Origin of the sequence: Actinacidiphila rubida (assembly GCF_900110255.1) — a bacterium.
Taxonomy (GTDB): domain Bacteria; phylum Actinomycetota; class Actinomycetes; order Streptomycetales; family Streptomycetaceae; genus Actinacidiphila; species Actinacidiphila rubida.
This window is the reverse complement of the sequence record NZ_FODD01000031.1, coordinates 35,338-62,232: the sequence shown is the minus strand read 5'-3', so window position 1 is coordinate 62,232 and position 26,895 is coordinate 35,338. Positions and strand designations below refer to the sequence as shown.

The 26,895-nt window shown below is 73.7% G+C and carries 26 protein-coding genes; 9 read left to right on the top strand and 17 right to left on the bottom strand.

Annotated elements, in window-relative coordinates:
* Positions 1-12: 12 nt before the first annotated feature.
* The 4 genes from BMW99_RS27630 to BMW99_RS27615 form a co-directional block, all read right to left on the bottom strand.
* Positions 13-705, bottom strand: a complete 693-nt coding sequence (locus BMW99_RS27630) for a DUF6882 domain-containing protein (protein WP_075017751.1) — start codon at positions 703-705, stop codon at positions 13-15.
* A gap of 48 nt (positions 706-753) precedes the next feature.
* Positions 754-1,095: a DUF5713 family protein gene (locus tag BMW99_RS27625; protein WP_069465617.1), complete on the bottom strand. Its 342-nt coding sequence runs from the start codon at positions 1,093-1,095 to the stop codon at positions 754-756.
* 221 nt (positions 1,096-1,316) lie between these two features.
* Positions 1,317-1,598, bottom strand: coding sequence for an HNH endonuclease signature motif containing protein (locus tag BMW99_RS27620; protein WP_079176197.1), 282 nt, complete (start codon positions 1,596-1,598; stop codon positions 1,317-1,319).
* A 17-nt stretch (positions 1,599-1,615) separates the two neighbouring features.
* Positions 1,616-4,063: an FUSC family protein gene (locus BMW99_RS27615; protein ID WP_075017750.1), complete on the bottom strand. Its 2,448-nt coding sequence runs from the start codon at positions 4,061-4,063 to the stop codon at positions 1,616-1,618.
* Positions 4,064-4,408: 345 nt separating this feature from the next.
* On the opposite strand from BMW99_RS27615, the gene BMW99_RS27610 reads away from it, so the two are divergent.
* Positions 4,409-5,212 (top strand): maleylpyruvate isomerase family mycothiol-dependent enzyme, encoded by an 804-nt coding sequence (locus tag BMW99_RS27610; RefSeq protein ID WP_069467197.1) that lies wholly within the window; start codon positions 4,409-4,411, stop codon positions 5,210-5,212.
* 245 nt (positions 5,213-5,457) lie between these two features.
* Here the strand turns inward: BMW99_RS27610 and BMW99_RS27605 are convergent, their stop codons facing one another.
* The gene (locus BMW99_RS27605) at positions 5,458-6,645 is read right to left on the bottom strand and encodes an alpha/beta hydrolase family protein (protein WP_069467198.1); all 1,188 of its coding nucleotides are present in this window, start codon (positions 6,643-6,645) and stop codon (positions 5,458-5,460) included.
* Positions 6,646-7,103: 458 nt separating this feature from the next.
* Here BMW99_RS27605 and BMW99_RS27600 point away from each other — a divergent pair, with 458 nt between their 5' ends.
* Positions 7,104-7,667 (top strand): DUF6233 domain-containing protein, encoded by a 564-nt coding sequence (locus BMW99_RS27600; protein WP_143080573.1) that lies wholly within the window; start codon positions 7,104-7,106, stop codon positions 7,665-7,667.
* A gap of 182 nt (positions 7,668-7,849) precedes the next feature.
* Here BMW99_RS27600 and BMW99_RS27595 read toward each other — a convergent pair whose 3' ends face one another.
* Genes BMW99_RS27595 through BMW99_RS27585 form a run of 3 tightly spaced genes read right to left on the bottom strand, consistent with a single transcriptional unit; the run spans position 7,850 to position 9,875 of the window.
* Positions 7,850-8,548, bottom strand: a complete 699-nt coding sequence (locus BMW99_RS27595) for a hypothetical protein (RefSeq protein ID WP_069465722.1) — start codon at positions 8,546-8,548, stop codon at positions 7,850-7,852.
* Positions 8,548-9,447: an ABC transporter ATP-binding protein gene (locus tag BMW99_RS27590; RefSeq protein WP_069465721.1), complete on the bottom strand. Its 900-nt coding sequence runs from the start codon at positions 9,445-9,447 to the stop codon at positions 8,548-8,550. Before BMW99_RS27590 ends, BMW99_RS27595 begins: the two co-directional genes overlap by 1 nt.
* Positions 9,444-9,875 carry a GntR family transcriptional regulator gene (locus BMW99_RS27585; protein WP_218108466.1) on the bottom strand — a complete coding sequence of 144 codons (432 nt, stop codon included), beginning with the start codon at positions 9,873-9,875 and terminating at the stop codon, positions 9,444-9,446. The genes BMW99_RS27590 and BMW99_RS27585 overlap by 4 nt, the downstream gene beginning before the upstream one ends.
* A gap of 118 nt (positions 9,876-9,993) precedes the next feature.
* Here BMW99_RS27585 and BMW99_RS27580 point away from each other — a divergent pair, with 118 nt between their 5' ends.
* Positions 9,994-10,431 carry a GNAT family N-acetyltransferase gene (locus BMW99_RS27580; RefSeq protein WP_075017748.1) on the top strand — a complete coding sequence of 146 codons (438 nt, stop codon included), beginning with the start codon at positions 9,994-9,996 and terminating at the stop codon, positions 10,429-10,431.
* Positions 10,432-10,523: 92 nt separating this feature from the next.
* On the opposite strand, the gene BMW99_RS27575 is transcribed toward BMW99_RS27580, so the two are convergent.
* The gene (locus tag BMW99_RS27575) at positions 10,524-11,291 is read right to left on the bottom strand and encodes an SDR family oxidoreductase (RefSeq protein ID WP_069467357.1); all 768 of its coding nucleotides are present in this window, start codon (positions 11,289-11,291) and stop codon (positions 10,524-10,526) included.
* A 265-nt stretch (positions 11,292-11,556) separates the two neighbouring features.
* Here BMW99_RS27575 and BMW99_RS27570 point away from each other — a divergent pair, with 265 nt between their 5' ends.
* A complete protein-coding gene (locus tag BMW99_RS27570; protein ID WP_069466066.1) occupies positions 11,557-12,126 on the top strand; it encodes an SMI1/KNR4 family protein in 570 nt (189 codons plus the stop codon).
* Between the two features lie 373 nt (positions 12,127-12,499).
* Here the strand turns inward: BMW99_RS27570 and ku are convergent, their stop codons facing one another.
* Positions 12,500-13,450, bottom strand: a complete 951-nt coding sequence (gene ku / locus BMW99_RS27565; RefSeq protein WP_075017747.1) for a non-homologous end joining protein Ku — start codon at positions 13,448-13,450, stop codon at positions 12,500-12,502.
* 374 nt (positions 13,451-13,824) lie between these two features.
* Between ku and BMW99_RS41810 the strand changes: the two genes are divergently transcribed.
* Positions 13,825-16,869 (top strand): FG-GAP-like repeat-containing protein, encoded by a 3,045-nt coding sequence (locus BMW99_RS41810; RefSeq protein WP_245791646.1) that lies wholly within the window; start codon positions 13,825-13,827, stop codon positions 16,867-16,869.
* A gap of 80 nt (positions 16,870-16,949) precedes the next feature.
* Here BMW99_RS41810 and BMW99_RS27555 read toward each other — a convergent pair whose 3' ends face one another.
* Positions 16,950-18,014, bottom strand: coding sequence for a chitinase (locus tag BMW99_RS27555; RefSeq protein ID WP_069465690.1), 1,065 nt, complete (start codon positions 18,012-18,014; stop codon positions 16,950-16,952).
* A 181-nt stretch (positions 18,015-18,195) separates the two neighbouring features.
* Here BMW99_RS27555 and BMW99_RS27550 point away from each other — a divergent pair, with 181 nt between their 5' ends.
* Positions 18,196-19,017, top strand: coding sequence for an EI24 domain-containing protein (locus tag BMW99_RS27550; RefSeq protein ID WP_075017760.1), 822 nt, complete (start codon positions 18,196-18,198; stop codon positions 19,015-19,017).
* A gap of 92 nt (positions 19,018-19,109) precedes the next feature.
* Here the strand turns inward: BMW99_RS27550 and BMW99_RS27545 are convergent, their stop codons facing one another.
* From BMW99_RS27545 to BMW99_RS27525, 5 genes are all read right to left on the bottom strand, one after another.
* The gene (locus BMW99_RS27545; RefSeq protein ID WP_075017745.1) at positions 19,110-19,739 is read right to left on the bottom strand and encodes a methylated-DNA--[protein]-cysteine S-methyltransferase; all 630 of its coding nucleotides are present in this window, start codon (positions 19,737-19,739) and stop codon (positions 19,110-19,112) included.
* Positions 19,736-20,404 carry an RNA polymerase sigma factor gene (locus BMW99_RS27540; protein WP_218108429.1) on the bottom strand — a complete coding sequence of 223 codons (669 nt, stop codon included), beginning with the start codon at positions 20,402-20,404 and terminating at the stop codon, positions 19,736-19,738. Before BMW99_RS27540 ends, BMW99_RS27545 begins: the two co-directional genes overlap by 4 nt.
* Positions 20,405-20,421: 17 nt before the next feature.
* On the bottom strand, positions 20,422-20,922 hold the full coding sequence (locus BMW99_RS27535) for a methylated-DNA--[protein]-cysteine S-methyltransferase (protein WP_069464436.1): 501 nt from the start codon (positions 20,920-20,922) through the stop codon (positions 20,422-20,424).
* Between the two features lie 161 nt (positions 20,923-21,083).
* Complete coding sequence (locus tag BMW99_RS27530; protein ID WP_069464437.1) at positions 21,084-21,893, bottom strand: family 1 encapsulin nanocompartment shell protein; 810 nt, start codon at positions 21,891-21,893, stop codon at positions 21,084-21,086.
* 31 nt (positions 21,894-21,924) lie between these two features.
* A complete protein-coding gene (locus BMW99_RS27525; RefSeq protein ID WP_075017744.1) occupies positions 21,925-23,043 on the bottom strand; it encodes a Dyp-type peroxidase in 1,119 nt (372 codons plus the stop codon).
* A gap of 210 nt (positions 23,044-23,253) precedes the next feature.
* On the opposite strand from BMW99_RS27525, the gene msrA reads away from it, so the two are divergent.
* Positions 23,254-23,763: a peptide-methionine (S)-S-oxide reductase MsrA gene (gene msrA, locus BMW99_RS27520; protein WP_069462314.1), complete on the top strand. Its 510-nt coding sequence runs from the start codon at positions 23,254-23,256 to the stop codon at positions 23,761-23,763.
* A 326-nt stretch (positions 23,764-24,089) separates the two neighbouring features.
* On the opposite strand, the gene BMW99_RS27515 is transcribed toward msrA, so the two are convergent.
* A complete protein-coding gene (locus BMW99_RS27515) occupies positions 24,090-24,998 on the bottom strand; it encodes an LAETG motif-containing sortase-dependent surface protein (RefSeq protein WP_075017743.1) in 909 nt (302 codons plus the stop codon).
* Between the two features lie 536 nt (positions 24,999-25,534).
* Here BMW99_RS27515 and BMW99_RS27510 point away from each other — a divergent pair.
* Both BMW99_RS27510 and BMW99_RS27505 read left to right on the top strand, forming a co-directional pair.
* Positions 25,535-25,840 carry a hypothetical protein gene (locus tag BMW99_RS27510; RefSeq protein WP_075017742.1) on the top strand — a complete coding sequence of 102 codons (306 nt, stop codon included), beginning with the start codon at positions 25,535-25,537 and terminating at the stop codon, positions 25,838-25,840.
* Between the two features lie 152 nt (positions 25,841-25,992).
* Positions 25,993-26,892 (top strand): ribokinase, encoded by a 900-nt coding sequence (locus BMW99_RS27505; protein ID WP_177226114.1) that lies wholly within the window; start codon positions 25,993-25,995, stop codon positions 26,890-26,892.
* Positions 26,893-26,895: the final 3 nt, after the last annotated feature.

Genomic DNA, 26,895 nt, shown 5'->3' with positions numbered 1-26,895 from the left:
CGTCGTGCGGCCTCACGCGCCCGTGATCGTGAGGCTGATCGACGCGATGCGGCCGGCGTCGTCGAAGTCGACCAACGCCGTGGAGCCGTGGGGGAGTTCGGAGCTGATCCGGCGGGGCTCCTGGCGCTGGGGAAGGCCGTGGTGGTCGAAGTAGCCGGTCACGACCGTTCGGGCGGAGAAGCCGATGAGGCTCACGCCGGTGGTGAGGTGGCGGGGCAGGGCGACCGGATCGAACGGGGCGCGCGGGACCTGCGGGTCGTCCGTGAGGAAGTACAGCCGTGTGTCGGGCCCGGCCTGGACGCCGACGTAGCCCGCGGCGCCCAGCGTGCCCATCGCGGCGAAGGCCAGGGTCTCCGCGGCGCGGCGCGGGTCGGGAAAGCCGGACAGGTCGAGGTGCGGAGTGCTGAACTCGGCGATGCCCTGCTCCTGTCCGAACCGCTCCAGAGGCCGCACCGCGCGGATCACGGGCGCACCTTGCAGCCCGGGGTTGGCCCAACCCCACAGCCACGACCGGTCGGACGAGTCGTACGTCCCGGCGACGGAGACGCGGATCTCGCGATCCCCCTGCCGGTACGCGCAGGCGTCGAGATCCGCCGTCCAGGCGCCCGTCGGCAAGAACCCGTTCAGGGCGTCGAGTTGCTCGGCACCCCAGGCGGCGTGGGACTCCGCGACGCGGAGGAGGTCATCACTGAAGGCAGTAGGCATGAACGGTCACGCTAGGGGATCGTCCTCAGCTTCCCGTGGCGGGGCCTCTCACCAGTCCCGGGTGGCGATCAACGTCTCCACGTCTGCGTCCGTGAAGTCGTACGCCGACGCGACGAACCAGAAGTCCTCAGCGATCACTTCACGCGCGACCGTCTCGATCTCACTCCCGGCCGCCTCGAATTCAGCCTCCAGGGCGTTGAACTCCTCCGTCGCCGCTTGGGTGAGCGCGTACAGAGCCGCCAAGTCCGACGGCCGTTCGGCCTCGATCCGCTCGCACAGCTGCACCAGGATCGCCCGGCCGTGATCGATGACGCGATCGGGGTAGTACGCGTCCTCGTACATCGGTCGCAGAAATGCGTGCTCCGCGATGCGCTGGTTGCTGATCGGCATGGCGCTTCCCCGTCTCGGCTGACGAACTGATGTGCCGATCATGCGTGACACCACTGACAACGCAGCAGCGCATGTTCGCCGAGCCGGCCTGACCACTTGGCGATCACCTCGATCACGTGGATCACGTCGATCGCCGGCCCGGGCTGAAGGGGGCCGTGGGCGTACCACGTCAACGGTTCACCGTGGGCAGCCTCACCTGGTATCAGGGCTGGGAGTCTGCCCTACTCAGTTGTCAGTCCATTGCGCTTCAGCCACTCCTGGTGACGCCAACGCAAGGCTTCTCCGTGGGGCGGGCGCGAGAGGCCTCGCAGGTGCGGGGTGGTGATATGCAGGTCGGCGATTGTGGGGCCCCCGGGGACGGTCAGCACATCGAGGGTGTCCGGGTCGAACGCGAAGAGGTACGCGTCGTAAGCGCGATGGAGTGCGGCGTTCAGCGGAAGTCCGTTGCGCGGGTCGTTGGTCCCATCGTCCGCAACAGGGCGCAGATGGGCCGCTTCCAGCATCTCCGGGACTTCGAATGTCAGGCGTGAAGGGGGTGACGGGGCGGGGTGGTGACGGGGGCGGGGAGAGTGGCGGCGGCGTGGATCGGGGCGACGATGTCGGTCTGGAGCCGGCGCACGCCGTCGAGGTGGTTCGCGGTCCACACGAGCCGGACGGCGGTGGACGCGCCGTCGCCGGATGATCGCGCGTCGGTGAGGTCGTGCCGCACCGCCCGCTGGAGCTCCCGGTCGGCGACGGGGCGGCGCATGGGTTCGGCGGGCGCGGGCGAACCGGTGCCGGCCAGCGCCCGGCCGGAGAGCTCGAACCAGCCGGCCAGGTTCTCGCAGGCGTCGATGATCCTCACGCGCGCCTCGAAGCGGTCGCTCCTGGCCACGTACCCGGCGCGCGCCCACAGGTCGACGATGGCGTTGCCGGTCAGCCGCAGCGCCGAGACCGTGGTGACCAGCGACGTCACGTCGGGGAGCGCCAGCCGTTTGGTGCCGCGCTCCGCCAGGTACCCGCGGAACGCGTCGTCGACGCGGCGGGCCGAGGCCGCGGCCCGGCGCCGGTCCGCGTCGGAGTCCGGGGCGGTGACCGCCACGCCGTCGCAGCGGGTGAGGCCGAACGCGACGGCCGTGCGCAGATAGCGGGCGCCGTCGCCGAAGGCCTCGCTGAGCACGCGGCCGAGGGCCGGCCCCGAGCCTCGCGGCCAGAACAGCGCTCCCACGACCAGGCTGACCGCGCACCCCAGCGCCATGTCCTTGATGCGGACCAGCCCGACCTCCCACCCGGCGGGGTCCACGATCGTGAACAGGATCAGCAGCACCACCGTGAACCCGGCCTGCCCCGCGGTGAACGACATGACGGACGGCTCCAGGCCGATCAGGACGATCGCCGGCGGCAGCAGCAGCCACAGCACCACGGGATGCGAGGCGAGCGCGACGATCAGCGCCACACCCAGGACGAAGCCGATGGCGGTGCCGAGGAGGGCCCGGCCGACGGTCTGGCCGGTGTTCACCGCGCTCGACCGCAGCACCGCGAGGGTGCCGAACACGACCCAGAACGCGTGCTGCACCCCGGTGAGTTGGGCGAGGACCACGGCCGCGCTGAGCGCGGCCGCACCGCGCAGGCTGTTGTGCAGCCACACCGAGTGCCAGTCCAGGTGGCCGACGAGGCGGTCGCGGGCCGAGGACAGGTCGGACTGGGCCTGCACCGGACGGCTGCCGCGCACCCGCTGCCACCAGCTGCGCTGCCGCGCCAGGACGGCCAGCCGGACGTCGGACGCGATCGACGCGGCGAGGGAGCCCCTGCGTTCGGCGCGGAATCCGGACGCGAGCGCGCCGGCCAGCTCCGACGGCGTCAGCCTCTCCGGCAGGACCTCGGTCAGCACGTGCTGGAGCCCGCGCCGCGCCGCGTCCAGCCGTTCCATGCGGGCTTCCAGCCCGGCGGACGAGTCGGGGGCAGGAGCAGGGGGCGGCGCCGAGTCCGCCGACGGGTCCGGGCGCGCGGCTGAGGGCCCCGCGCCCGTGGAGCCCGCGCCCGACGGCCCCGCGTCCCCCTTCAGCAGCTCCGCCCCGCTCTCCAGCACCTCCGCCGCGGCCAGTGCCACCTCGCGTACCGCTGCGGTGCTGACGGCGTCGGCCCGCTCCAGGGGCTCCTCCGCCACGACCTTGTGCAGCCAGTGGATCGTGCTCGTCATGCGGACCAGGGCGCGGGCCGAGGTGGACAGTCCGGTGGGCCGGTTGGGCGTGGCGTAGAAGACGTCCTTCATCGCGTCCACGCCGTCAGCGGCGGCGCGCGCGGCCGCGTCGCGGTCGGATCGGCGCGCGGACGGACCGGCGGAGGGCACCTCAAGGCGCAACTGCCGTGCCAGGAGCGCGCACGCCCGCGCGGTGGAGTCGCGCAGCGGCTCGCTGACCGGGCGCGGCCACATGAAGCGGACCGCGAGCACCGTCGCGGCGGCGCCCATCGACCAGCCCGCGAGCCGGTCCGGGACGGCGCCGACGGGCGCGACGAGCGTGGCCGGCAGCACGAAGCTGATCAGGAGGGGGGCCCGCGCGCCGGCCAGCGCGGAGCTCAGCACGCCGCCGAACTGGATGGCGAACGTGACGACGAACGCCGCGACCCCGGCGACCCACACCACCTGGCCGGCCAGACTGCCCAGTCCCACCAGGGCGACCGAGACCAGCGCCAGGCTCGCCTGTTCGGCCACCCTCTCGCGCATGGGACCGCTGAAGTCGACGAACAGCATGAGCACCATGGGGGCGAAGGCGGCGAAGACCGCGATGACCGGATTGCCGATGCCCAGGAACGCCACCGCGAACAGCGAGGGTGTGATGATCGCGGCACGCAGCGCCCGCCGCAGCGCGGACAGGCCCGGATCGTGTGCGCCGACCCAGTGGACCCACCGGCGGATCCGCGGTGGCGTCTCGTTCTTCCTCCCGCCGCCGGCCTCCGCCGCGTCCGCCCGCTCCGCCGCGGTGCTCACGCGGCCGTGCTCCCGGGCCGGCCGGTGGCGGGGAATTCGCGCGGGCTCACGGGGAACCTCCGGAATCCGCTGGAAGTGATCCGGTATTCATGGGGTGCCGTTCGGGCGGTCCCGGCTGTTTTTCCACGCTACTCAGCGGGGGGCAGTGCGGCAACTTCGCCCGATATCGTCCCAGCTGAGAGGCGGTTCAGGGATGAAGGGCGGCGAAATTCCGTCGAGTTGGCGCCCCCTTCGCAGCCCCTTCGCAGCCGGCTTCGCAGCCGGCTTCGCAGCGGGCTTTTGCGGGACGGTGCGCCCGGTCATAGCCTCGAAGGAAATGGCGCGCGTTCGTGAAGGGTGGCGCCGATGAGCCTGGCGGGCGTCGCCTCGGCGCGGCGGAGCAGCGACCAGCTGGCGAGGATCGTTCCCCAGGTGGACGACCGCGGCTGGGAGGCCGCGTCGGCCTGTGCGGGCTGGCGCGTCATCGACGTGGTCGCGCATCTGGGCGCCCTCGCCCACGAGGCCGTGGACCCGCCGGAGCCGGATCCGTCGTGGCCGGAGAACCGGGAGCGGTACCACGACATGAGGGTCGACGAGCGCCGCGGCCGGAGCCACGCCGAGGTGATCGAGGAGTGGCGCCGCTTCACTCCCCGGCAGCTGGACGTCCTGGCGGCGGGCCAGCAGCCGCCGCGGGCGGACGAACCGGTGCGCGTACCGGGCCTCGGCACCTATCCGCGGCACCTGCTGGCGAACACCATGGCCTTCAACGTCCTGTGCCACCTGCGCTACGACCTGCTCGCGCCCGACGGCCCGCTGGCCTTCCCGGTGCCCGCGCCGGACGACGCGCTGGTCGCGCCCGCGGTCGCGTTCATGCTGGCCGGCATCCCGCAGATGCAGGGGCCCGAACTCGCCGCCGCCGTCGAGCGGCCGCTCGTGCTGGAGCTCACCGGGCCGGGCGCCACGACCGTCACCGTCCGGCCCGCCGAGGACGCCGGCGGCCCGCTGACCGTGGAGCCGGGCGCCGCCGACGGTGCCGCCGCCCGGGTGCGCAGCGCGGCGACCGCGTTCGTCGCGTGGGGCACGACGCGGACGGAGTGGCGCGACCACTGCCGGATCTCCGGCGACACGGCCGCCGCGGAACCGTTCCTGGACCGCCTCGACATCGTCTGACGACGGCCGTGGGACGGCCCTGGGACGGGCCGAAGACGGGCGCGAGCACGGATGTCCCTTGCCAATGAAGTTTGACCGTTTGCCATTGAACTTTGACCGCTGCGGCGCCCTTGGAATCCTGGCGTTGTCCCAGCGCGCCGGGATTCGAAGGTACGGCGTAGCGGACCGCGCCGACGCTGACCTGCGCCGACACCCGCCGGGGTGACCCGGCCCGGTCACGTCGGTGGGGTGTCGGCGCCGCGGTGTCAGGGCCGCTGTTGGAAGACGACCTCCGGGTCGGCCGGCGACGGGCCGTCCAACAGCGGCTGTGGGATGCCCTTCAGCTGCTCGTCGAAGAAGGCCGCGACGTAGTCGCGGGTGAGCTGCTCGGCGCGCGCTGCGGGGATCGAGCCGTCCACGCCGGGGATGCCTGCCTCGTGGGCGAGTACGGGCACGTCGGTGAAGCTGACGTGGTTGGCGCCGGTGATGGTCAGCCATCGCTTCCAGCCGTCGAGGTCCGGCCAGTCCGTTGCCCAGCTCGACTCGTCGCCGCCCACGGCGTGGTTCGCCGGGTTGCCGAGCAGCAGCACCGGGCGGCCGCTGAGGCCGCCGGTCGGCACCGGCACGAAGAACCTGCCGTCCAGGTCGGCGCCAGCCCGCACCCGCTGGTCAGCGGCCATGGTCGCGGTGACGGCGTTGCCTCCGAGTGAGTGGCCGGCCATTCCGATCCGCTTGCGGTCGATCAACTGTGCATGCTGCCAGGTCGAGTGGTGGCCGGTCAGCTGGTCCAGCACGAACGAGAGGTCCTCGGTCCGGCTCTGCACGTTTTCGGCGTCTGTCACGTTGGACAGGTCGCACAGCGCACAGCCGAGCGTCCGCCCGTCAGGGAACGTCGTCCCGGAGTCCTCGTATGTGTGGTTGACGAGCGCGACGACGTAGCCGCGGCTGGCCAGATCCACGGCGAGGCCGGTGAGCGTCTGGCGCGGCAGTTCGAAACCGGGCGAGAGCACCACCAGCGGGTACCTGCCGTGCTCCGGGCGGGCGTCGGTGGATGCGTAGGTGCGGGTGTCGGCAAGTGTCTGCGCCGGGAACGTGCTGCCGATCCCCTCCATGGCCAGGAAGAGCCGAGCCTCCTCGGTGGTCATGTAGGGAGCAGGCCGGCCGGTGCGGGACTGGGCGGGGTAGTACATCGACACCATCAGCTGCCGCGGTCCCGCGCTCGGTACCCACGGGTCCGGGCGGTTCCGGTCGACCAGGTGCAGCGTGTTGACGCCGACCGCGTGCGGGCCGGTCGGGCGTGGGAGCTCCAGCTGAACGCCCTGGCCGGCCCGGGGCGGGGCGGTGGCGGCGGGGGTCTGCCCGGCGCCGGCGAACGCCGTGCCCGCTCCGATGATCGGCAGCGGCAGGACGAGCGCGAGGGCGACGGCTACGGCGGTGCGACGGATGCGGGTCATGCCGACGACATTAGAAACCGAGCACCCCACCCCACGTCGTCACAGCGGCGGAGCCGAACCCGAGCCGAACCCGGAGCGCGGCCCTGGGCGACCCCGGAGACGTCGGGGGACCGGGTCCCAGGGGAATACGGCAACCGTGCAGGTCGGCGCTCAGGGGGAGCGAGTGACGTGATCATCACGACGTCATGCTCGTCTGCGTTGGACTTCGCATGCACGAACTGGACAAGGCCTTCAGTCATGGCGAGCGTCCTTGCCGATGACTGCGCGTCGCACGAAGTCCCGCGAGCCTGGCGGCTGGTCCGCCCGGCCAGGCATCCGGCCGTTGGCCTGGCCGGTCAACCTTCAGCGGCAGAAACGCGCGTCGGTCGACGTTCGATGTCAATCGGTCAAGGTTCAGTGGCTCGGGACAACCGGAGGCGGACTCGGGTCGGGCGAGGCCCTGGCCTAGAATCGAACGTGTGAGCGAGCTGCCGCCTGATCTTGTGCGCCTGAGGGTCGTGGAGACGTACCTGCTGGTGCAGCTGCGGCTGGTGCGCGAGGCCATCCGCCAGGCCGAGGTGCGCGAGCGCCGGGAGCGGGGCGACGGGGAGCTGGCACGGCGGCGCGCGGACCAGGAGGCCCGGCAGCGGCGGAAGCGGCGGAGCGAGGCGGAGGCGCTGGCCGCGGACTCCGACGACCTGCCGGAGGGGCCGGGACGAGCCCCGGGACGAGCGCCAGGACGAGCTCCACGGCGGGTGGCGGCCGCCCGCGACGTCCCCTCGCACGGAGCGGCCGCACGGGACGCGCCCTCACCGGACGCGGCGTCCGCGGACGTGAAGTGGTGGCACATCGAGCCGGCCGTGACGGCCGGGCCCGTTCCGCACCCGGCCTACCTGCATCGCGGGGACTGCCCCCAGTACCGGCCGACCGGGCGTCCCGGCTTCGCCCGGGACGAGGCGCGCGCCGCGCTGGTCGACGAGCGGGGCGGGGTGCCGACGGTGCTGCCGTGCCCGCGCTGCCGTCCGGACTTCGGCCTGGCGTAGCCGTCGGCGGGGCAGGCGCGGGGCAGGCGCGGGAGAGGCCCGGGAGCGGGGGAGGGCTCCCGGGCGGTGAGCGGCGGGTTGACGGTGACGGTGTGTCCCAGCCGTGCGTGCGTGCGACGAACGCGCCGGCCCCCTCCTGCCACACCGTCACCGTGTCCTGGATGCCCCCGGGGCGTCGGACGTCAGATCGTCAGGCGGCGCATGGTGGCGAAGCCGCCGGCGAGCATGACGGCGAGGACGGCGGCCAGGCAGGCGGTGAGCCCGGTCGCGGTGAGGGTCGTGAAGAGGTGGCCGATGTCCTTCCAGCCGTGCACCCAGGTGGCGACGACCGCGGCGAGGGCGAGTACGGCGAGCTGGGCCGCGCCGAACACCGTGGTGCCGGGCAGGCCCGCCCGGCGGAAGACCAGGCCGTACCACATGCCGTAGACGAACAGCAGGGCGAACGCGGTCGTGGCGGTGAGCCACGACTGGTACCAGGGGCCGTCGAGCACGTAGGGGACGCGGAAGTACGCCATGTCCATCCCCCAGCCGCCGGTGGCGCGTTCGGCGATCTGGCCGAGCGCGACGACCAGGCCGAAGCACACCGCCAGGGCGAGGGCCAGCGCGACGACGCCGAGGAAGTAGGAGCGCCGGCTGACGCCGAGGGTGAGGGCGAACGGCAGGGCGCGGGCCACGGACTGGATGCCCACCGTGAGCATGACGAGGAAGACGGCGCCCAGCCCGCCGACCCAGCGGTGGTCGGTGTGCCCGGCGGGCGTGAGGCGCAGGACCACGACGTCGATGAGGAAGCCGAAGGCCGCCCACCCCCAGGGCAGGACGAGGTAGGTGATGCGGTCGAGGAGCAGGTAGCGGATGACGGAGAGGACCGGGGTGGCACGCATCAGGACGCCCTCGCGGGGATGAGGCCGGACGGATCGGGATGCTCGGCCGCGTACACCGCGAGCTGCTGGAGGGTGACGTCCTCCAGGCGCAGGTGCAGGTGGTCGGCGAGTTCGCGGTCCCGCTGGTCGAGGCGGCCGACCATGACCGCTCTGGTGTGCGTGCCCATCGACTGGCGGTCGAGCGTCGTGCGGCCGGCGATGAACCGGTCGACGCCGCTCGCCGCGCCCATGACGGTCGTGGCCGCGCCGCGCAGTTCGTCCGTCGGCGCGTCCAGGACGAGCCTGCCGTGGTCGATGACCAGGACGCGGTCGAGGAGTTCGGCGGCTTCGTCGATGAGGTGGGTGGAGAGCACGATGCAGCGCGGGTGCTCGGTGTAGTCGGCGAGCAGCCGGTCGTAGAAGAGCGTCCGGGCGACCGCGTCCAGACCGGAGTACGGCTCGTCGAACAGGGTGAGTTCGGCGCGGGCGGCCAGGCCGACGGTGATGCCGAGGGCGGTCCGCATGCCGCGCGACAGCTTCTTGATCGGCCGGTTCATCGGCAGCTCGAAGGTGTCCAGCAGTGCGCCGGCCAGCTCGACGTCCCAGTTCGGGTACATCAGCGACGCGGCGCTGATCGCGTGCCGGACGCGCAGGTCGGGGTACGTCTGGTCCTCGCGGACGAGGATCATCCGGCGCAGCACGGCGTCGTTCTCCAGCGGTCCGCCGCCGAAGATCCGCACCGTGCCGGAGGTGGCGAACTCCTGTCCGGCCAGGATGCGCAGCAGGGTCGTCTTGCCCGCGCCGTTGCGGCCCAGCAGGCCGGCGATGCAGGGGGTGCCGATCTCGAAGGAGACGTCGGTCAGTGCCTGGTGGTCGCGGTAGTGGCGGCTGAGGCCGTCGACCGCGATCGCGGTGGTCATGCCCCGCCTCCGGCCGTGACCTGAACTGACGACAGCTCGTCGCCGACCAGCTCGACCAGTTCGTCCCACCCGATCCCGAGCCGTTCGGCCTCGACGACCAGCGGCCGCACGTAGCGCTCGGCGAACAGCCGCCGCCGGGCCTCCACGAGCCGCTCCCGCGCGCCCACTGCGACGAACATCCCGACCCCCCGCCTCTTCTCCACCAGTCCCTCGTCCAGGAGCACGGTGAGGCTGCGCGCCGCCGTCGCCGGGTTGACCCGGTAGAACGCCGCGAGCTCGTTGCTCGACGCGACCCGCTCCCCCTCGCCCACCGAGCCGTCGGCGATCTGGTTCGCCAGCTCGGCGGCGATCTGGGCGAAGATCGGCCCGCCGTCATCCAGGTGCGACATCATGCCTCCGTTGCTCAACTGGTTCATTACTCTACTCATGAACCAGTGAGGTAAACAAGGGGGTCACCGCGGAACTGGTGACGCGGCTGCGTACGGCAGCGGCGCGGACCGGGCGGGCGGGCCGGGTGGGCCGGCGGGCGGCGGATAGGCTCCGGGCATGGACGTGCGCGTGGAGACCGTCAGGGAAGTGACCGGGGAACTCGTCGACGCCTTCGGCCGGTTGCTGCCGCAGTTGTCCGCCACGGCCAAGCCGCTGGACCACGCGGCCCTCGACCGCATCGTGACGTGCGACGCCATGACGGTGCTCGTCGCCCGCACGCCCGAGGCGATCGTCGGCACCCTGACCCTGGTGCTGCTGCCCCTGCCGTCCGGGCTGCGGGCCCGCATCGAGGACGTGGTCGTCGACGCCTCCGCGCGAGGCCACGGCGTCGCGGGCCTGCTCACCCGGGAGGCCCTGCGGATCGCCCGCGAGGCGGGCGCCAGGACGGCCGACCTCACCTCCCGCCCGGACCGCGCGGCGGCCAACCGCCTCTACGAACGCCTCGGCTTCGAGGCCCGGCAGTCGACCGTCTACCGCTTCCCGCTCGACGCCTGATCCGGGCCCCGCGACGACGTGAGCGTCGCGGGCGTCGCGGCGAAGCGTTCCGGACGGCGCGCGTCACGCCCCGCGGCCCGGGCGCCGTCCCGTCACCCGGCGGTGAACTGCTGGCCGCCGTCGACGTCGTACGTGGCGCCGGTGAGGGCGGTGTTGAGCATGAGGTGCACGCCCATGGCGGCGACGTCCTCCGGGCCGACCACGCGGCGGATCGGGAGCGTTTCGCGCAGCTGCCGGCGGCGGGCGTCGAGCCGGTCGCCGAGGAGGGTCGCCGACAGCGGGGTGTCGACGAAGCCGGGGGCGATGAGGTTGATCCGGACCGGCGCGATCTCCAGGGCCAGGTTGGCGGTCAGTGCGGGCAGCGCGGCGGTGACGGCACCGATCTGGGCCATGCCGAGCGCGGGGCGGCGGCCTCCGGTGCCGCCGATGAAGAGCAGGGTGCCGCCGGGCCTGAGCTTGTCGCGTCCCGCGCGGGCCACGCCCAGCATCATGGCGACGCGACCGCCGAACGCGGTCGCCGCGTCGTTCAGGTCCAGGTCGTCGAAGGCCGTGTACTTCGGCTGGCCCGCCGTGACCATCAGGTGGTCGACCCGCCCGGGCAGGTCGCGGACGAACTGCTCCAGGCGGACCGGGTCCGACGCGTCGAACACGGCCGTATTCGTCGTGCCCACGTCCTTCGCGGCGCGTTCCAGGCGCTCGGCGTTCCGCGCCACGAGCATCACGTCGCCGCCGGCCGCCCGCACCTGCCGCGCGGTCTCCAGCCCGATGCCCGCGCTGCCGCCGACGATGACGACGGTCTGCCCGGCCAGCGGCCCGGCCGCGCCCGCGGTCCCCGCGTCGGCTGGGTTCGTCGGGTTCATCGCGTTCACCGCGCGTCACCGCCCCGCACGCCGTGCCGGCGCCCGTCGCTGAGTCCGTACCGCATGCCGACCTCCCGGCGTCGCCCGTGACCGCACCTCCAGCCATTGTGGTGCCGGACGCAGGTCGCCGCCTTTCCGCGGGTGGCGGGCCCGGGTGGCGGGCCCGGGTCGCGGGCCCGGGTGGCGGGCCCAGGCGGCGGCCCGCGGCCGGGCAGGGGGCGAGCGCCGACATCCGGCTGTCACAGGGGGGTGGTAGCCATGGTTCATGGACACGGAACACGCGGACCCCGGAGAGCTGGCCCTTCTCCGCACGGCCTTCGGCGCCGCCGGTCCTGACGGTCGGCGCCCGGCGCTCGGGTGGCCGGGCGTGCACGCCTTCGAGGCGCGGCACGGCGTCGTCCTGCCCGAGCCGTACCGGACGTGTGTCGCGGAGATCGCCGACGGCTCACCCGCCGGACCGCCGCACTACGGGCTCGTCCCCCTGGGCGGGACGCCGGCCGGCTGGGGCGGCGACCGCCGCGCACGCGTCCTGGGGGAGCCGTTCCCGCTGACCGGCCCGTGGTTCTGGGACGCGGAGGAGCCGGTCCCGTCCGCCGCTCTCGACGCGCGCATCGAGCGGGTCTTCCACCACGGCACGGTGGTCCTGGGGCACGACGGCTGCGGCATGTACTGGCACCTCGTGGTCACCGGCCCGCACCGCGGGCACATCTGGCTGATCACGGGTGAGGGCGCCGGTCCCTTCGGCGCGCAGTTCGGCTTCACCACCGCGGAGTCCGGCTTCGCCGGCTGGGTCCGCCACTGGTCCGCGGGCGGCTCCTGGTTCGACACGGACTGAGCCGGGCGCGGAGCGCCGGCCCCGGTCGGCCGCCGTGCCGCGGCGGGTCGGACCGGCTGGTCGAGGCCGCTGAGCAGCCGGGCGACGTCGAGGCCGGTGCCCAGGTGGGCGACGAACGTCGCGTTGTCCAGCGCCCAGGGCGAGCGTCCGAGCCGCACGCGCTCGACGGCCTCGGCCACGGCGGGCGGGCCGCATCGGAGGACGAACTCCCGTGGGGCGACGGGGACTTCCCGAACCGGCCGCCACCCGGCGGTCGTTGGCCGCGAGGCCGCCGGGTGTTCGTGCGCCGGACCTCCGGCGCGCGTCGCCCGCCGGCGGGAGCGGGCCCCGGTGGCCCGGGGCCCGAGCCGGCCGGGGACGGTGCCGCGCGGCCTCAGCCCGCGCGGCGACCGCTCCCGCCGCCCGTCTTCTTCGCGGACGCCGTCTTCTTGGCGGCGGTCTTCTTCGCCACGCCCTTCTTGGCCGCGGCCTTCTTCGCGGGAGCCTTCCTCGCCGCCTTCTTCGCCGGACCGCGGCCGGCCATGCGGTGGACCTCCGCGTCCTCGCCGCGGTCGGCGCGGGCCTGCTCGGTCGCGCGCTGCAGGGCGGTCATCAGGTCGGTGACGCCGGCCTCCTCCGCCTCGGGCTGGCGGACCTTCGGCGGGGCCTCGTGGGCCATCTTCGCCTCGATCAACTGCTGCACGGCGCGCGCGTACTCGTCGTGCATCTGCTGCATGTCGACGTCGCCGAGCGCGTCGATCAGGCTGAGGGCACCGGCCAGCTCCTCGTCGCTGATGGCGATGTCGTGCGCGGGCGCGGCGTCGTCGGCGGACCGCACCTCGTCGGGCCAGCGCAGCCGCTGCAGGACGAGCACGTCGCCCTGGGCGTGGATCATGCCGAGGTTCTCCGAGCCGCGCAGCGCGTACTTCCCGACGGCGGCCTTGCCGGAGCGGGCCAGCGCCTCCCGCATCAGGACGTACGGCTTGTTGGCGGCGGCGTTCTGCGGCGCGAGGAAGTACGGCTTGTCGTACATCTCGCCGGGGATCGCGGCCAGGTCGAGGAACCCGCTGACCTCGATGGTCTTCGCGGTCGGCAGCGGCAGGTTGTCCAGCTCGTCGTCGGTGATCGGCACCAGCTGGTCCTTGCCGACCTCGTACGCCCGGACGATGTCCTCCGGCATCAGCGGGTGCTCGTCGATCTCGCAGACCTTGGTGTAGCGGACCCGGCCCTGGTCCGGCAGGTGGATCTGCCGGAAGCCGATCTTGTGGCTGCTGGTCGCGGCGAGCAGGCGGACGGGGATCGCGACCAGGCCGAAGGTGAGCGTGAACTGCGCGACTGGGGGCATGGCGGTGCCTTCCGCGTGCGGGCTCCCCCTTCAGCGCAGCCTAGGCGGGCGGGCACACTTCCGCAGGTCGGAGCGGTGCACGCGGCGGTACGGAGGCCGCGCGACCACGCGCACGGCCCCCTGCCCCGCCACCGCCACCGCCACTGGCACCGCCACCGGCACGCCTCGGCCGTGCGCCTGTCCGCGGCACCGCCGGCGCCCGCGGTGAGCCGTCAATCGTCCGGCGAGCGCAAGACGCTGGGATTCCGGCCGGCTCCCCTGGTACCGTCCGCCTGCGGCGTGATCTCGATCCGATCCGCCGCTTGGGGGGCTGGCCGCGTGAGTCGAGGACGACTCCTCACGCAGGGCATGCCGTGTGTGGGGAGGACAACAGAATGAAGCGAGCAGTGCAGGCGCGTGCCTGTGCCGCGGGGGTCACGGCGCTGTGCGCGCTGACGCTCGGTCTGGGGGCCGTGGTGGCGCAGGCGGGCACGGCCTCCGCCGTGACCGCGCAGGACGTGCGGATACCGGCGCCCGACGCCATCGTGCCGAGGGACGTCTCGATCGTCGCCTCGGGACAGGACGGGGTCCTGGAGCAGGAGGACGGCACCGCCGGGTACGCGTGGATCTCCACCGCGAACGGGCAGGTCACGCACGTGGCCGCGCTCGACGGGGTGCCGCGCGACGCGATCTTCACCCAGGGCGCGGACGCCGACGAGGTCGTGTACACCACCGATGCCGACGGCCCCACCCAGATCGTCTGGGTGAACGTCACCGACGGGAGCGAGGACCGCCTCACCCTCCCGGACGGCTATCTCCACCCGCACGTCGAACGCCACGCCGTGCTCGTCTCGCAGAAGCTCGACGACGGCACGTACCAGTACCGGATCGTGCGGCCGGTCAGCGGCGGCACCGACTCCGACGTGGTCGTGCCGCTGCCCCCGGGTGCGACCGGTGATGCGGACCCCGTGATCCTCGCGGCCACCGGCGTGGACGTCGTCGTCGGCTACCAGCAGGACGGCCACCGGGCCTACGGCCTCGTGAACCTGGTCCAGAACACGGTCGTGGCGCTGCCCGCGGAGAGCGACGCGAGCGGCTTCTCGATGACCGGCGCCTGGATCACCTGGTTCTCGCGGCAGGGCACGCCTGGGGTGCGCTACCTCGCTCCCGGCAGCGTCGGCGCGACGACCGCCGCGGGCGTCCGGGAGGCGACACCGGCCTCCGCCACCGACGACGTCCACACCTTCCAGGCCGGCGACAACATCCTCTGGTACGAGGGCGATCACGGCCCGCTGCACCTCATTCCGATCCTCGGCCGGGAGACCGTGCGCGTCGTGTTCGCGGACGTCACGCAGGCGGTGCAGGAGCCCAAGGGCGCGCTCGACGTGCTCAGCCAGGCCGCGGACGGCACGCGGACGGTCTACCACCTGAGCGTCGACGGCTCCGGGCTGGTCTCCGACATGGAGCTGCGCGTCCTGCCGCCGGTGACGTACTACGGCTCGGTCCAGGGGGTGAGCCTGGACCGCGGTACCGCGAGGTTCGCCAACTCCCTGCGCGGGACGCTGAGTCTGGTGGGGAAGGACGTCGGCACGGGCCTGTCCCCGGTGGCCGGCGCGGACCTGCCGGCGCAGGGCACCACCGGTGCCGGCCGGTGGGCCGACGGCGGCGACGAGGGCCTGGCCCGCCTGGTCACCGACCAGGCCACCGGCCACGACGCGCTGGTGACGGCGGACGACGCCACCCCGGTCGTGCTGCCCGCCTCGGGCGGCCGCATCCTCGACGTCTCGCCGCAGTTCGTGCTGTACCGGGCCGGCTCCGGCGGCTCGCAGTACGTGGTGGACATCGCCCGGAACAAGGTGGTGCTGCAGCAGTCCCCACGGGCCGCCGCGCTGGACTACGCCACCTTGTGGACGCCGTCGGCTCCCCCCGGCGTGGTGACCGGCACCGACCTGCGGACCGGAACCGTGCGCACGGTCGACCTCGCCAGCGGGTGCGTCCCGTCGGAGCTGAGCACCAACGGCGCGCTGATGTACTGGAAGTGCGTCGACAGCACCGCGGGGGTGGTGGACCTCGGTGACGGGCGGACGTACCGGGCCCCGGCGACCGGCGTGATGCTGGGCGACCACTTCATCGCCTACAACGACAACCCGGCCGCCGGCTCCGACCTCCAGGTCGACGAGCTCTACGACGGCACCAACCATCGGGTCGCCACCTACAAGGGCGTGAAGTCCGCGGGCTCCGCCGATGCCAGGGGCGTCACCTGGACCGTCGACCGCCACTCCGGCCAGGTCGCGTACGTGGACACGAACGACGTGGTCCACGTGGCCAGGGCCGTGCCCGACACCGCGCACGTGTCCCCGCTGACCGTGCCGGACCGGTCCGTGCCGGCGGCGTTCGCGGCTCAGGGCGGCGCGGCCCGCTGGGACGCGCAGTGGTGGCTGTCGAAGCCGGCCGCGTCCTGGCAGGTGTCGCTCACCGACGAGGCGACCGGCGCGGTCGTGCGCAGCTGGAGCGGCGGCGCGGCCCGCGGCACGGCGCGCGTGACGTGGGACGCCAGGTCGGCGACGGGCGCGCTGCTGCCGGTCGGCCGCTACGTCTGGCAGTTCAGGGCCACCCCCGCGGACGGCACCGGCCCCGCGTCCACCACCACCGGCACGGTCACCCTGTCGGGCGCGGCGCCCGCGCGGGCCGCCCTGTTCGGCCGGGACACCACCGGCACCCTGTGGCAGTACGCGGCCAACGGGTCCGCGTCGGCGCCCTACGCCGCGCGCCAGAAGGTGGGCGGTGGCTGGCAGGGCTACAGCGCGCTCACCACGCTCGGCGGCCTGCGGGCCGACGGCAGCGGCGACGTGGTCGCCCGCGACTCCTCCGGCGTCCTCTGGTACTACCAGGGCGCGGGGACGCACAACCCGCCGCTCAAGGCCCGCGTCAAGGTCGGCAGCGGCTGGAACGCCTACGACCGCCTGGTCGGCGTACGCGATGTGACGGGTGACGGCCGGGCGGACCTGCTGGCGCGGGACGCGTCGGGTGTGTTGTGGCTGTACAAGGGGACGGGCAGCGTGTCCGCGCCGTTCACGGCGCGGGTGAAGGTCGGCGCGGGCTGGAACGCGTACGACCAGATGGTCGGGACCGGCGACGTGACCGGTGACGGCCGGGCGGACCTGCTGGCGCGGGACGCGTCAGGTGTGTTGTGGCTGTACAAGGGGACGGGCAGCGCGTCCGCGCCGTTCGCCGCGCGGGTGAAGGTCGGCGCGGGCTGGAACGCGTACACGCTGATGGCCGGGACCGGTGACGTGACCGGTGACGGCCGGGCGGACCTGGTCGCGCGGGACGCGTCGGGTGCGTTGTGGCTGTACAAGGGGACGGGCAGCGCGTCCGCGCCGTTCGCCGCCCGGACGAAGGTCGGCGCCGGCTGGAACACCTACAACGCCCTGATGTAGCACGGGAACACGGCACGACCAGGAACGCACCGGTGCCCCGGCCCTTCGACGGGCCGGGGCACCGGTGCGTCACCCGCGGGTCAACGGCCCTGCAGGGACTTCACGTTGTCGCCGAACGTCCAGCCCTTGGAGCCGTCCCAGTTCAGGGACCAGGTCATCAGGCCCTTGAGGCTCCCGCCGAAGGCGTGCCAGGACTGGGAGACCAGCGACGGCGTCATGTAGCCGCCTCCCGCGCCCGGTTGGGCCGGGAGTCCCGGCACCTGCTTGTCGTACGGCACCCTGATCGTCGTGCCCTGCACGACGAGCCCCGTGTTCAGGCAGGTGGTCTGGGCGGTGAACCCGGCGACCGTGCCCGCCTCGTAGGAGTCGCCGGAGCAGCCGTACATGCTGCCGTTGTAGTACTGCATGTTCAGCCACCACAGACGGCCGTTGTCCGCGTACTTCTTCACGATCGGCAGGTACGCACCCCAGATCGAGCCGTAGGCGATGCTGCCACCGGTGACGTACGCGGTCTCCGGGGCCATCGTCAGGCCGAAGCCGGCGGGCATCTGGGAGAGCACGCCGTCGATGATGCGTTCCAGGTTGGCCTGCGAGGTGGACAGGGTGCCGATGCTGCCGCTGCCGACCAGACCGGTCTCGATGTCGATGTCGATCCCGTCGAAGTCGTACTGCTTGAGGATCGGCACGATCGTCGCGACGAACCGGTCCGCGACGGCGCTGGAGCTGAGGTCGATGCCGGCGGCCGCACCGCCGATGGACATCAGGATGGTCGCGCCGGCCGCCTTGGCCTGGCACATCTCGGCGGGCGTCGGCACCTTGACGCCGGTGTCCATGCCGTCCTGCCATTCGACGGTGCCGTCCGAAAGGATCACCGGGAACGCCGCGTTGAGGACGTTGTAGCCGTGGGCGGCGATCCGGCCGTCCGTGACGGGGATCCAACCGAGGCCGGGATGCACGCCGTTGGCGGCGCCGTCCCAGTTCTCCCAGTAGCCCTGGAGGACCTTGCCGGACGGCCGGGGCTTCGTCGCGCAGGTGTCGGCCGCGGCCGTGTGGGTCGCCGCCGCGGCGGCCGGGATCTGGACGAGCGCGGCAAGTGCCAGTGCGGCACCGGCCGTTCGTAACGTGCGCAACCTCCGACGGAACATGCTGTGCTCCCTTCGTGCCGCGTGCCACGGGCATGAGCTGATGTGGGGGGGCTTGACAGCCCGGCTCTTGGTGAAGTGGAGACCTTCGCGCAGCACCCGACCGTAGGAGGGGCCGCAGAACGCGTCAATAGGTCTGGACCAGAGCGGGGCCGGAGTGGACGGCAACCCGTACGATCCGGCCATGCGCGATCTCATCCACGGAGTGCGGCTGTTGGCCGACGGGCAGCGCTGGGCCGTACGCCACGGCCGCGACTGGCGGTTCGGGATGGTCCCCGCCCTGCTGACCCTGGTCGGCTACGCCGCGGCACTGGCCGTCCTCGCCCTGTGGGGCGCGGACTTCGTCGACTGGGCGACGCCGTTCGCCGACCACTGGACGTCGCCGTGGCCCGGCCTGTTCCGCGGCCTGCTGACGGCCCTGCTCTTCGGCGGCGGGCTGCTGCTCGCCCTGATCTCGTTCACCGCCGTCACCCTGCTCGTCGGCCAGCCCTTCTACGAGACGCTGGCCGAGCGGGTGGACCGTGCCGAGGGCGGCGCGCCCGAGCCGCCGGACCGGTCGCTGTGGCGGGAGTTGTGGATCTCCGCGGTCGACAGCCTGCGCGTGCTGGTGCGCGTCGCGGCGTTCGGGATCGTGCTGTTCGCCGCCGGGTTCGTGCCGTTCGTCGGCCAGACGGTCGTGCCGGTCGCCGGCTTCTGCGTCTCCGGCTACTTCCTCACCCTGGAACTGTCCGGGGTGGCCTTCCAGCGGCGTGACGTGCCGATCCTGGAGCGCATCCGCCTGCTGCGCCGCCGCCTCCCGCTCGCGCTGGGCTTCGGCGTCCCGCTCGTGCTGGCGTTCCTCGTCCCGTTCGTCGCGGTCGTGCTGATGCCGGGCGCCGTGGCGGGTGCCACGCTGCTGGCCCGCGAACTCGCCCCGCCGCCGCTGGCGGAGCCGGAACCGGAGGCGGAGCCGGGGACGGACCCGGGCGGCGGCCGCGGAGCGGAAGGGCGGCCGGACGCCGGCTGAGCCCCCGGGCGCGCCGGGCGGCAGCGGGCCGGATCCCCGGTGGGGCCCCACGGGGGCCGGTCCCCGGCCCGGTCCGGCGGCGTCCGGACGCGTCAGGCCGCCGCCTCCAGGCCGAGCAGCAGGTCCTTGACCGCGGCGCCGCCGACGTACTGCCCGCGCGTGCCGTCCGAACGCACCACCCGGTGGCACGGCACCACGACCGGCAGCGGGTTGGTCGCGCACGCCGTGCCGACGGCCCGCACCGCGCGGGGACTGCCCGCGGCCGACGCGACCTGCGCGTAGCTCTCCGTGCTCCCGTACGCGATGTGCGGCAGGTGGGCCAGCACCTCGCGGCGGAACCCCTTCGACAGGCGGAGGTCCAGCGCGAGGTCGAAGTCCTTGCGGCGCCCCGCGAAGTAGTCGTCGACCTGGCGGGCGGCCTCGTCCAGCCGGCCCGGCGCGTGCAGCACGCGCGGGCTGATCCGGTCGGCCAGGCCCTGCAGCACCGCCGCGTGGTCCTGCACCGCGTAGGCGACCGTCACCAGGCCCCGCTCGGTGGCGGCCAGCAGCAGCGGGCCCGCCGGGGTGTCGACGGTGCGGTAGGCGACGTCGAGGACGCTCTCGCGCGCGGCGTCCGCGACCAGCCTGGCGTGCAGCCGGGCGGCCACCGCCGCGTCCGCGGCGCCGCCGGACGCGCTCAGCGCCGCCAGCAGCCTCGGGACGTCGGGATCGTGGGTGATCATGGTTCCTCCGTGGACGTCGGGTAGGTGCGCCGCAGGGTCCTCATGCCGTCGGCCGCCGCCCTGCGCGCGGCGTCCGTGCTGCCGCCGGCGAGCGCGGCGATCTCCCGGTAGGGCAGGCCCGCCAGGTAGTGGTACGCCACCGCCTGCCGCTGGCGGTCCGGCAGCGCGGCCAGCGCCTGCCACAGGTCGGGGTCGAAGTCGTCGGGCCGGCCGGTGCGCGCGGGACGGTCCGGCACCGCGCCGACCGGCGCGGGACGGCGGGCGTTGGCACGGGTCACGTCGATCGCCTTGCGGTGGGCGACCGTCACCAGCCACGCCTCGACGTTCGTGTCCGCCGGCAGCTCGGGGTAGGCGCGCAGCGCCGCCAGGAACGTCTCCGACCAGGCGTCCTCCGCGTCGTCCGGGCCGAGCACGGCCCGGACGACCCGCAGCACCATCGGTCCGTGCTCGGCCACCACCTGCTCGAACGGCGGCTTGCGCGGCCCGTCGCCGCTGCGCCCGGCCGCCGTGCCGCGCCGCGCGCCGCCGGTGGCCGCGATGGCCCTGCCGCTGCTGGTGTCCGTGTCCCTGCCCCTGTCCGTACGCGTGTCCGTGCCCGTGCCGGTGAGCCTCTCCGTGGGCGTGCCTGTCCTCGGGTCCGTCGTCGGGTCCGCCGCCGTGCGCATGCCGCCGGTGCCGCCCCTCAGAACAGCCGGGCGGCGCGCTGCTGCGGTGGCTCCTCGAGCTCCAGCAGGAACCGCTTGCGGTCCAGGCCGCCCGCGTAGCCGGTCAGCCGGCCGTCGGCGCCGACCACCCGGTGGCAGGCGACCAGCAGGCACAGCGGGTTGGCGCCGACCGCCGCGCCCACCGCCTGGGCGAGCGACCGGTCGCCGAGGTCCGTCGCCAGGTCGCCGTAGCTGCGGGTGCGGCCGTAGGGGATCGCGGCGACCAGCTGCCACACCTGCCGCTGGAAGTCGTCCCCGCGTGCGTCCAGTGGCAGTTCGAAGACCCGCCGCCCGCCCGCGAAGTACTCCTTGAGCTGCTGCCTGACGGCCAGGAAGCAGCTGTCGTCCCGCTCCCCGAACTCTTCCTGCGGTGGTCGTCCCCTGTGCCGCTGCGTGTAGTACAGCCCGGTCACCGCCCCGTCCTCGGCGACGACGGCCAGATCGCCCAGCGGGGAGCCGATGACGGTGTGCGTACGCATCCTGGTGTCCTCCTCCCGCGGCGCACGGCCCGGTTCCGCCGGCGCCCGCATCAGGTAGACGCGCGCGGCGGCGGAAACGTGAGAGGCCCGCGGCGGCGCATCGTGCCACCGCGGGCCGCTGTCACGCGCCGCGGGCCGCGTTCACGCGCCGGGAGCGGCCGTCACGCGCCCGGGGCCGGCTGGAGGGCGACGACCGCCTCCGAGGTGTGGACCAGGAACGTGAAGGTCTCCTGGAAGTACAGCTCGACGGCGGTGGCGGTGTGGCTCAGGTAGCCGATCGACACGTCCTGCCCGACGACCAGCTCGAAGTCGCCGCCCCGCGAGGCCAGCAGGAACGCGCCGTCGATCGCCGGCGCCCACACGATGTCGCCGTCCACCAGCCGCGCCAGGTGGGCGTGGATCGGGTAGCCCTGGTCGGACGTCTCGCTGACCGCGGTGTACGCGTCGGCGCTCAGCGCCAGGCTGTACTTGCCGTCGACGCCGGCCAGCCGCAGTTCGGTGATGGCCTGGCTGATCACGTCGGGGTAGGCCCGCACGTCGGCCGGCAGCGTCAGCTCCGGATTGGACGCGGCGGCCCTGATGCCGGTGATCCCGGCCGCCGGGTAGCCCTCGAAGACCGCGCGGTCCTCGGCGAAGGCGAGCTTGCGGGCGGCGTCCTTGACCGGCTGCCAGTCCGCGTCCTTGGCGCCCCGCTCCACGTTGTCGACCTGCTCGCGGTCGACGGTGAACGGGACGCGCAGCTGCACGACGGGCTGGGTCTGCCGCAGGTGCGCGGTCACGCCGTCGGCCGGCGCGGCGACCGGCGAGAGGTGGCCGGTGGCCACCGCGGCGAACTCCGGGCCGGCGGCGTCGGGGACGTCGACCATGCGGCGGGCCGCGATGTTGCGGCGGAAGGTGCGCCGCGCCTCGGCCTCCAGGTCGTCCCAGGCGGCGGCGGAGATGGGCGCGAGATCGCGGTGCAGGTTGTTCACGGGAGCGTGCTCCTGTTCAGGTGTGGCGGGTTCAGGACGCCGGGTTCAGGTTGCCGATGCCGAGACTGCCGTCGGACGGGCCGGTGGGGCCGGCGGCGCTGCCGGAATCCTCACCGCGCGGACCGTCCGGGAGATCGGGGAGCTGCGGCTGCGGGCCGGGACCCGCGGGTGCCGGGACACGGCCGGCCGCCGCCGGGAGCGGCGGCAGGTCGTCGAGGAACCCGGCGGGAGGGACGTAGAAGAGGGTGCCGGTGACGGCGGTCGAGAAGTCCAGGATGCGGTCGTGCCCGGTCGGCGGCACGCCCACGAACATCCGCCGCAGCATCAGCTCGGTGACCTCGGGCGTGCGCGAGTACGCGATGTAGTACGTGCCGAACTCGCCGCGCCCCGGGCTGCCGAACGGCATGTTGTCCCGCAGGATCTGCCGCTCCTCGCCGTCGGCACCGACCACGGTGTTCAGGTCGACGTGCGAGCCGGGGGCGTCCAGTTCGACGTTCGTGGCCTTGGTGCGGCCGATGATCCGTTCCTGCGCCTCCACCGGGAGGGTGTTCCAGGCGTCGAGGTCGTGGAGGTACTTCTGCACCAGCACGTAGCTGCCGCCGGCGTGCTCCGGGTCCTCGGCGCCGATCAGGACGGCGTCCCTGGCCTCGCCGCCCACCGGGTTCTCGGTGCCGTCGACGAAGCCGAGCAGGTCGCGGACGTCCAGGTACTTGAAGCCCTGCACCTCGTCCTGGAGCGCCACCGCGCCGCGCAGCCGCCGCATGATCTCGGCGGCGAGCGCGAAGCACAGGTCCGAGCGGGCCGCCCGCACGTGGAACAGCACGTCACCGGGGGTGGCCGGAGCGTGGTGACGGGGGCCGTCGACCGGCCGGAAGGGGTGCAGCTCCGCCGGGCGCGGGGCGTCGAAGAGCCGGTCCCAGGCGTCGGAGCCGACGCCGGTGACGCAGCTCAGCGCCGCGTCGGGCGCGCTGAAGCCGAAGGCCCGCACGAGCCCCGGCAGGTCGCCCAGCAGGTCGCGTACCGCCTGCTCACCGGCCTGCTCGACGGTCACCACGAGGAAGACCGCGGCGGCCGACAGCGGCGCCAGGACCTGCTGCGGCTCCGGGTCCGGCGCGGAGGCGGGCGCGGACGCCCGCGCGGACTCCGTCACGGGTGCGGACTCGGGCGGGGGAAAGAGCGAGGATGCCAACCCGTCCTCCTGATCTCGGTGCTGTCACGTGGAACCAGGGGCTGTCGTGTGGATCTCCCCCTAGCTCGGACCCTACTGCCCCGGTGGGGAATTTTGCCGACCGCCCGAAGGTTCCGCACAACGGGCGATCCGTACCGATCGGACCTACCACCACCGACATGGAGGAGTGACATGGCCACGCAGAAGGCCGTCCTGGCCGGCGGGTGCTTCTGGGGGATGCAGGAGCTGATCCGGAAGCAGCCCGGGGTGACCGATACGCGTGTGGGCTACTCCGGCGGCGACGTGCCCAACGCCACGTACCGCAACCACGGCACCCACGCCGAGTCGATCGAGATCACCTTCGACCCGGACGTGACGGACTACCGCACGATCCTGGAGTACTTCTTCCAGATCCACGACCCGAGCACCCGCAACCGCCAGGGCAACGACATCGGCCTCAGCTACCGCTCGGCGATCTACTACGCCGACGAGGAGCAGAAGAAGGTCGCCCTGGACACCATCGCGGACGTCGACGCGTCCGGCCTGTGGCCGGGCAAGGTCGTCACCGAGGTGGCGCCGCTCGGCCCGTTCTGGGAGGCCGAGCCCGAGCACCAGGACTACCTGCAGACGTACCCCGACGGGTACACCTGCCACTTCCCGCGGCCGGGCTGGAAGCTCCCGGTCCGCAGCGAGAAGGCCTGACCCCACGCGCCCAGGGGCCCTCGCCGGCCGGGACACCGCCGGCCGGGCCCTCACGGCCCCACCGGTCCGGCACGACGTCCCGCGCCGGCCGTGCGCCGCACTTGAGCGCGTCCCCGTCACGGGGGACGTCCCGCGGCTCGGGCTCGTAGTCCACGCCGCCCGCACATAGGCGCGATCGGCGGCCACGCCCCGCCCGATCGGCGCCGCGGTCAGTTACGCGGTGTGGGCGAGGCAACGACAACGGCCGCTCCCCGCAGGATGCGGGAAGCGGCCGTTGTCGTAATCCCCAGGCGCGGGATGCCTGGTTCGAGCTCAGCGCAGCGACATCAGTGGCTGTGGCCGGCCGACTTGCGGCGGCGGGTGAAGTACACCGCCGCGCCGCCGGCGACCAGCAGGGCCGCGCCGCCGGCCGCGAAGGCCACCGTCTGCGTGCCGTTGCCACCGGTCTCGGCGAGGTTGCCGGAGGAGGGCGGCACGGACGGGGTGCCGGTCGGGGCGGTGGTGCTGCCGGTCGCGGAGGCCGACGGCGACGGCGAGGAGGTGTCACCCACGGCCGGCGCGGTGGTGGTCGGCGAGCTGCTGGGCGACGGGCTGTCCGTGGTCGGCGAGTCGCTGGGCGACGGGCTGTCCGTGGTCGGGGAGTCGCTGGGCGACGGGGTGTCCGTGGTCGGCGACGCGGGCGGCGTCGTCTGCTCGTCGCACTTGTGGCCGCCGTTCCAGGCCGTGATCAGGTTGGTCGGCGTCGCGGAGTTCGGGTAGTGCGGCAGCGCGGCCTGGTCCGAGGAGCCGTCGTACTTCGTGCCGTTGCCGTACAGGTCGATCTGACCGAAGCACGGCGGGGCCGTGTCCTTGACGCTGAGCGTGGCCTCCTTGTTGCCGGCGTTCAGCGTGGTGGTGTCCCAGCCGAGGAACTGCTGGGCGCCGGAGGTCTCCCAGGTCGGGCCCTCGGCGCTGTAGGAGGCCAGCGACACGGTGTAGCTGCACTTGCTGTCGTCGGCGATTCCGGTCAGCCGGACCTGGACGGTGGCCGGCTGCGGGTCCCCGTCCATGCGGCCGTTCGTGGTCCAGGTCTGGCCGCCGTCGACGGAGTGCTCGATGCCGACCCTGCCGCAGCCCTGGCTGCCGTGGTGGCCGTCGTGGGCCTGGGCGGTGCCTATGCCGGCGAGGGATATCGCAGCGGTGATGGAGCCCAGGGCGACAGCAACGCCGGTGGCTCGTCTGGTGATTGCACGCACGTGGGGTGTGCTCCTGAATGCTGGTCGGGCAGCCAGGTACAGGCGGACGAACCGGAACTCGACGAACTCCGCGGCGTGGCGCGGGATGCGTGGGCTGGCCCGGTCGCCTGCGAGGCGTCTCGATGCCGGAAAGTGGTGGACCGGCTGTTGTGGGCCGGAGCGACAGAGTATGCCGGGCCCGCCTCGCACCTGTACAGGCGCCCCAGGGAAGTTCGCGGTATCCCGCAGGTATATGCGGTGGGTTGGATTACGGCGGGCGGAGTGCGGGGGTGAGCGGGGGACGGGGCGCCGACCTGCGACGGAGCGCGCCGGACGGCCGCGCCCGGGCGGCGCCCGGGCGCGCGAAGTGCCCCAACACGCGTCACTTCGCTGGTTTATCGACAGATCGTCACGCCTGCGGGCGAAAAGGATCATGTGGGCGCGTTCCGGGGCTGTGACGTGGGCAGTTCTGGCTGTGGCGACGCCGAAGCAAAGCGGCGGGACGGTCGGCCGGCCGTCCCCCGCGCACCGCAGGTCTGTCCCTGGGAGGGAACACCATGGCAAGCATCCGTACCGTCCGAGTCCTCGCCGCTGTCGCGGCACTGCCCGTCGCGGCGGTGCTGTTCGCCGGCAGCGCAGTGGCCGACGACGGCGCTTTCGCGGGTGGTCACTCGAACGCGACGGTGGTGAGCAACTCCGGCGGCAACGTCGGGGGCGGCAACTTCGGGAACGTGACGACGACTCAGCAGGCGGCCACCGGAGCCGGCGCCTCGAACCAGAACAACACGGCCAGCGTGGTGGGCTCCGGTTTCACCGCGATCCGCCAGGACAACGTCAACATCCACTTCACCCGACTGTGGTGACACGACTCCGGTGACGCGGTCCCGCTGACGCGCCGTCGGAGAACCAAGGGGAAGGCGCGCGGCGGCACTGGGGTGCCGCCGCGCGTCGCCGATCGCGGGAGGATGAAGGGAGGATGAAGGGAGACGGGGGTGCGCGGAGGACGAGGAGCCCGATGACGTTGCTGGTGGTCGGTTCGGCCAACGCGGATCTGGTGGTGCGGGTGGCCCGGCACCCGGGGCCGGGGGAGACGGTGCTCGGCGCCGCGGACCTCGTGGTCCACCCGGGCGGCAAGGGCGCCAACCAGGCGGTGGCGGCCGGCCGGCTCGGCGCACGGGTCGGGTTCTGCGGGAAGGTCGGCGACGACGCCCACGGCGAGCGCCTGGCGGCGGTGCTGCGGGATGCGGGGGTGGACACCGCGGCGCTGTCGGTGGCGGAGGGCGTGCCCACCGGCGTCGCCCTCGTCACGGTCGCGGAGGGCGGCGAGAACACCATCGTGGTGGCGCCGGGCGCCAACGCCCGGCTGACCGCGCGGGAGGCGGCGGAAGCCGTCGGCCCCCGGGTGCGGGTGGTGTCCGCGCAGTGCGAGGTGCCGCTGGCGGCGGTGCGGGCCGCGGCTCTGGCCGCGCCCCGGTTCGTGCTCAACGCGTCGCCTGCGGAGGCGCTGGCGGGCGCGGAGGAGGCGGCCGACGTGCTGGGCCGCGCCGACCCGCTGGTGGTCAACGAGCACGAGATGGCGGTGCTGCTCGGTCGGGGGGAAGCGGGCGAGGCGCGCCCGGAGGACCTGCTGCGGCTCGGGGTGCGGTCCGCGGTGGTGACGCTCGGCGCCGCGGGCGCCGTGGTGGTCGGGCCCGACGGGGTCGCCGTGCTCGTGCCGGCGCCCGCGGTGGAGGCGGTCGACACCACCGGCGCGGGCGACGCGTTCACCGGCGCGCTGGCCTGGCGGCTGGCCGAGGGCGACGCGCTGCCCGACGCGGTCGGCTGGGCGGTGCGGGCGGGGGCCGCGGCGGTCCAGGAGCCTGGCGCCCATCTGTCGTCCACAGCCTGTGGAAAACTTCTGGGACCGAGGTCCTGACGG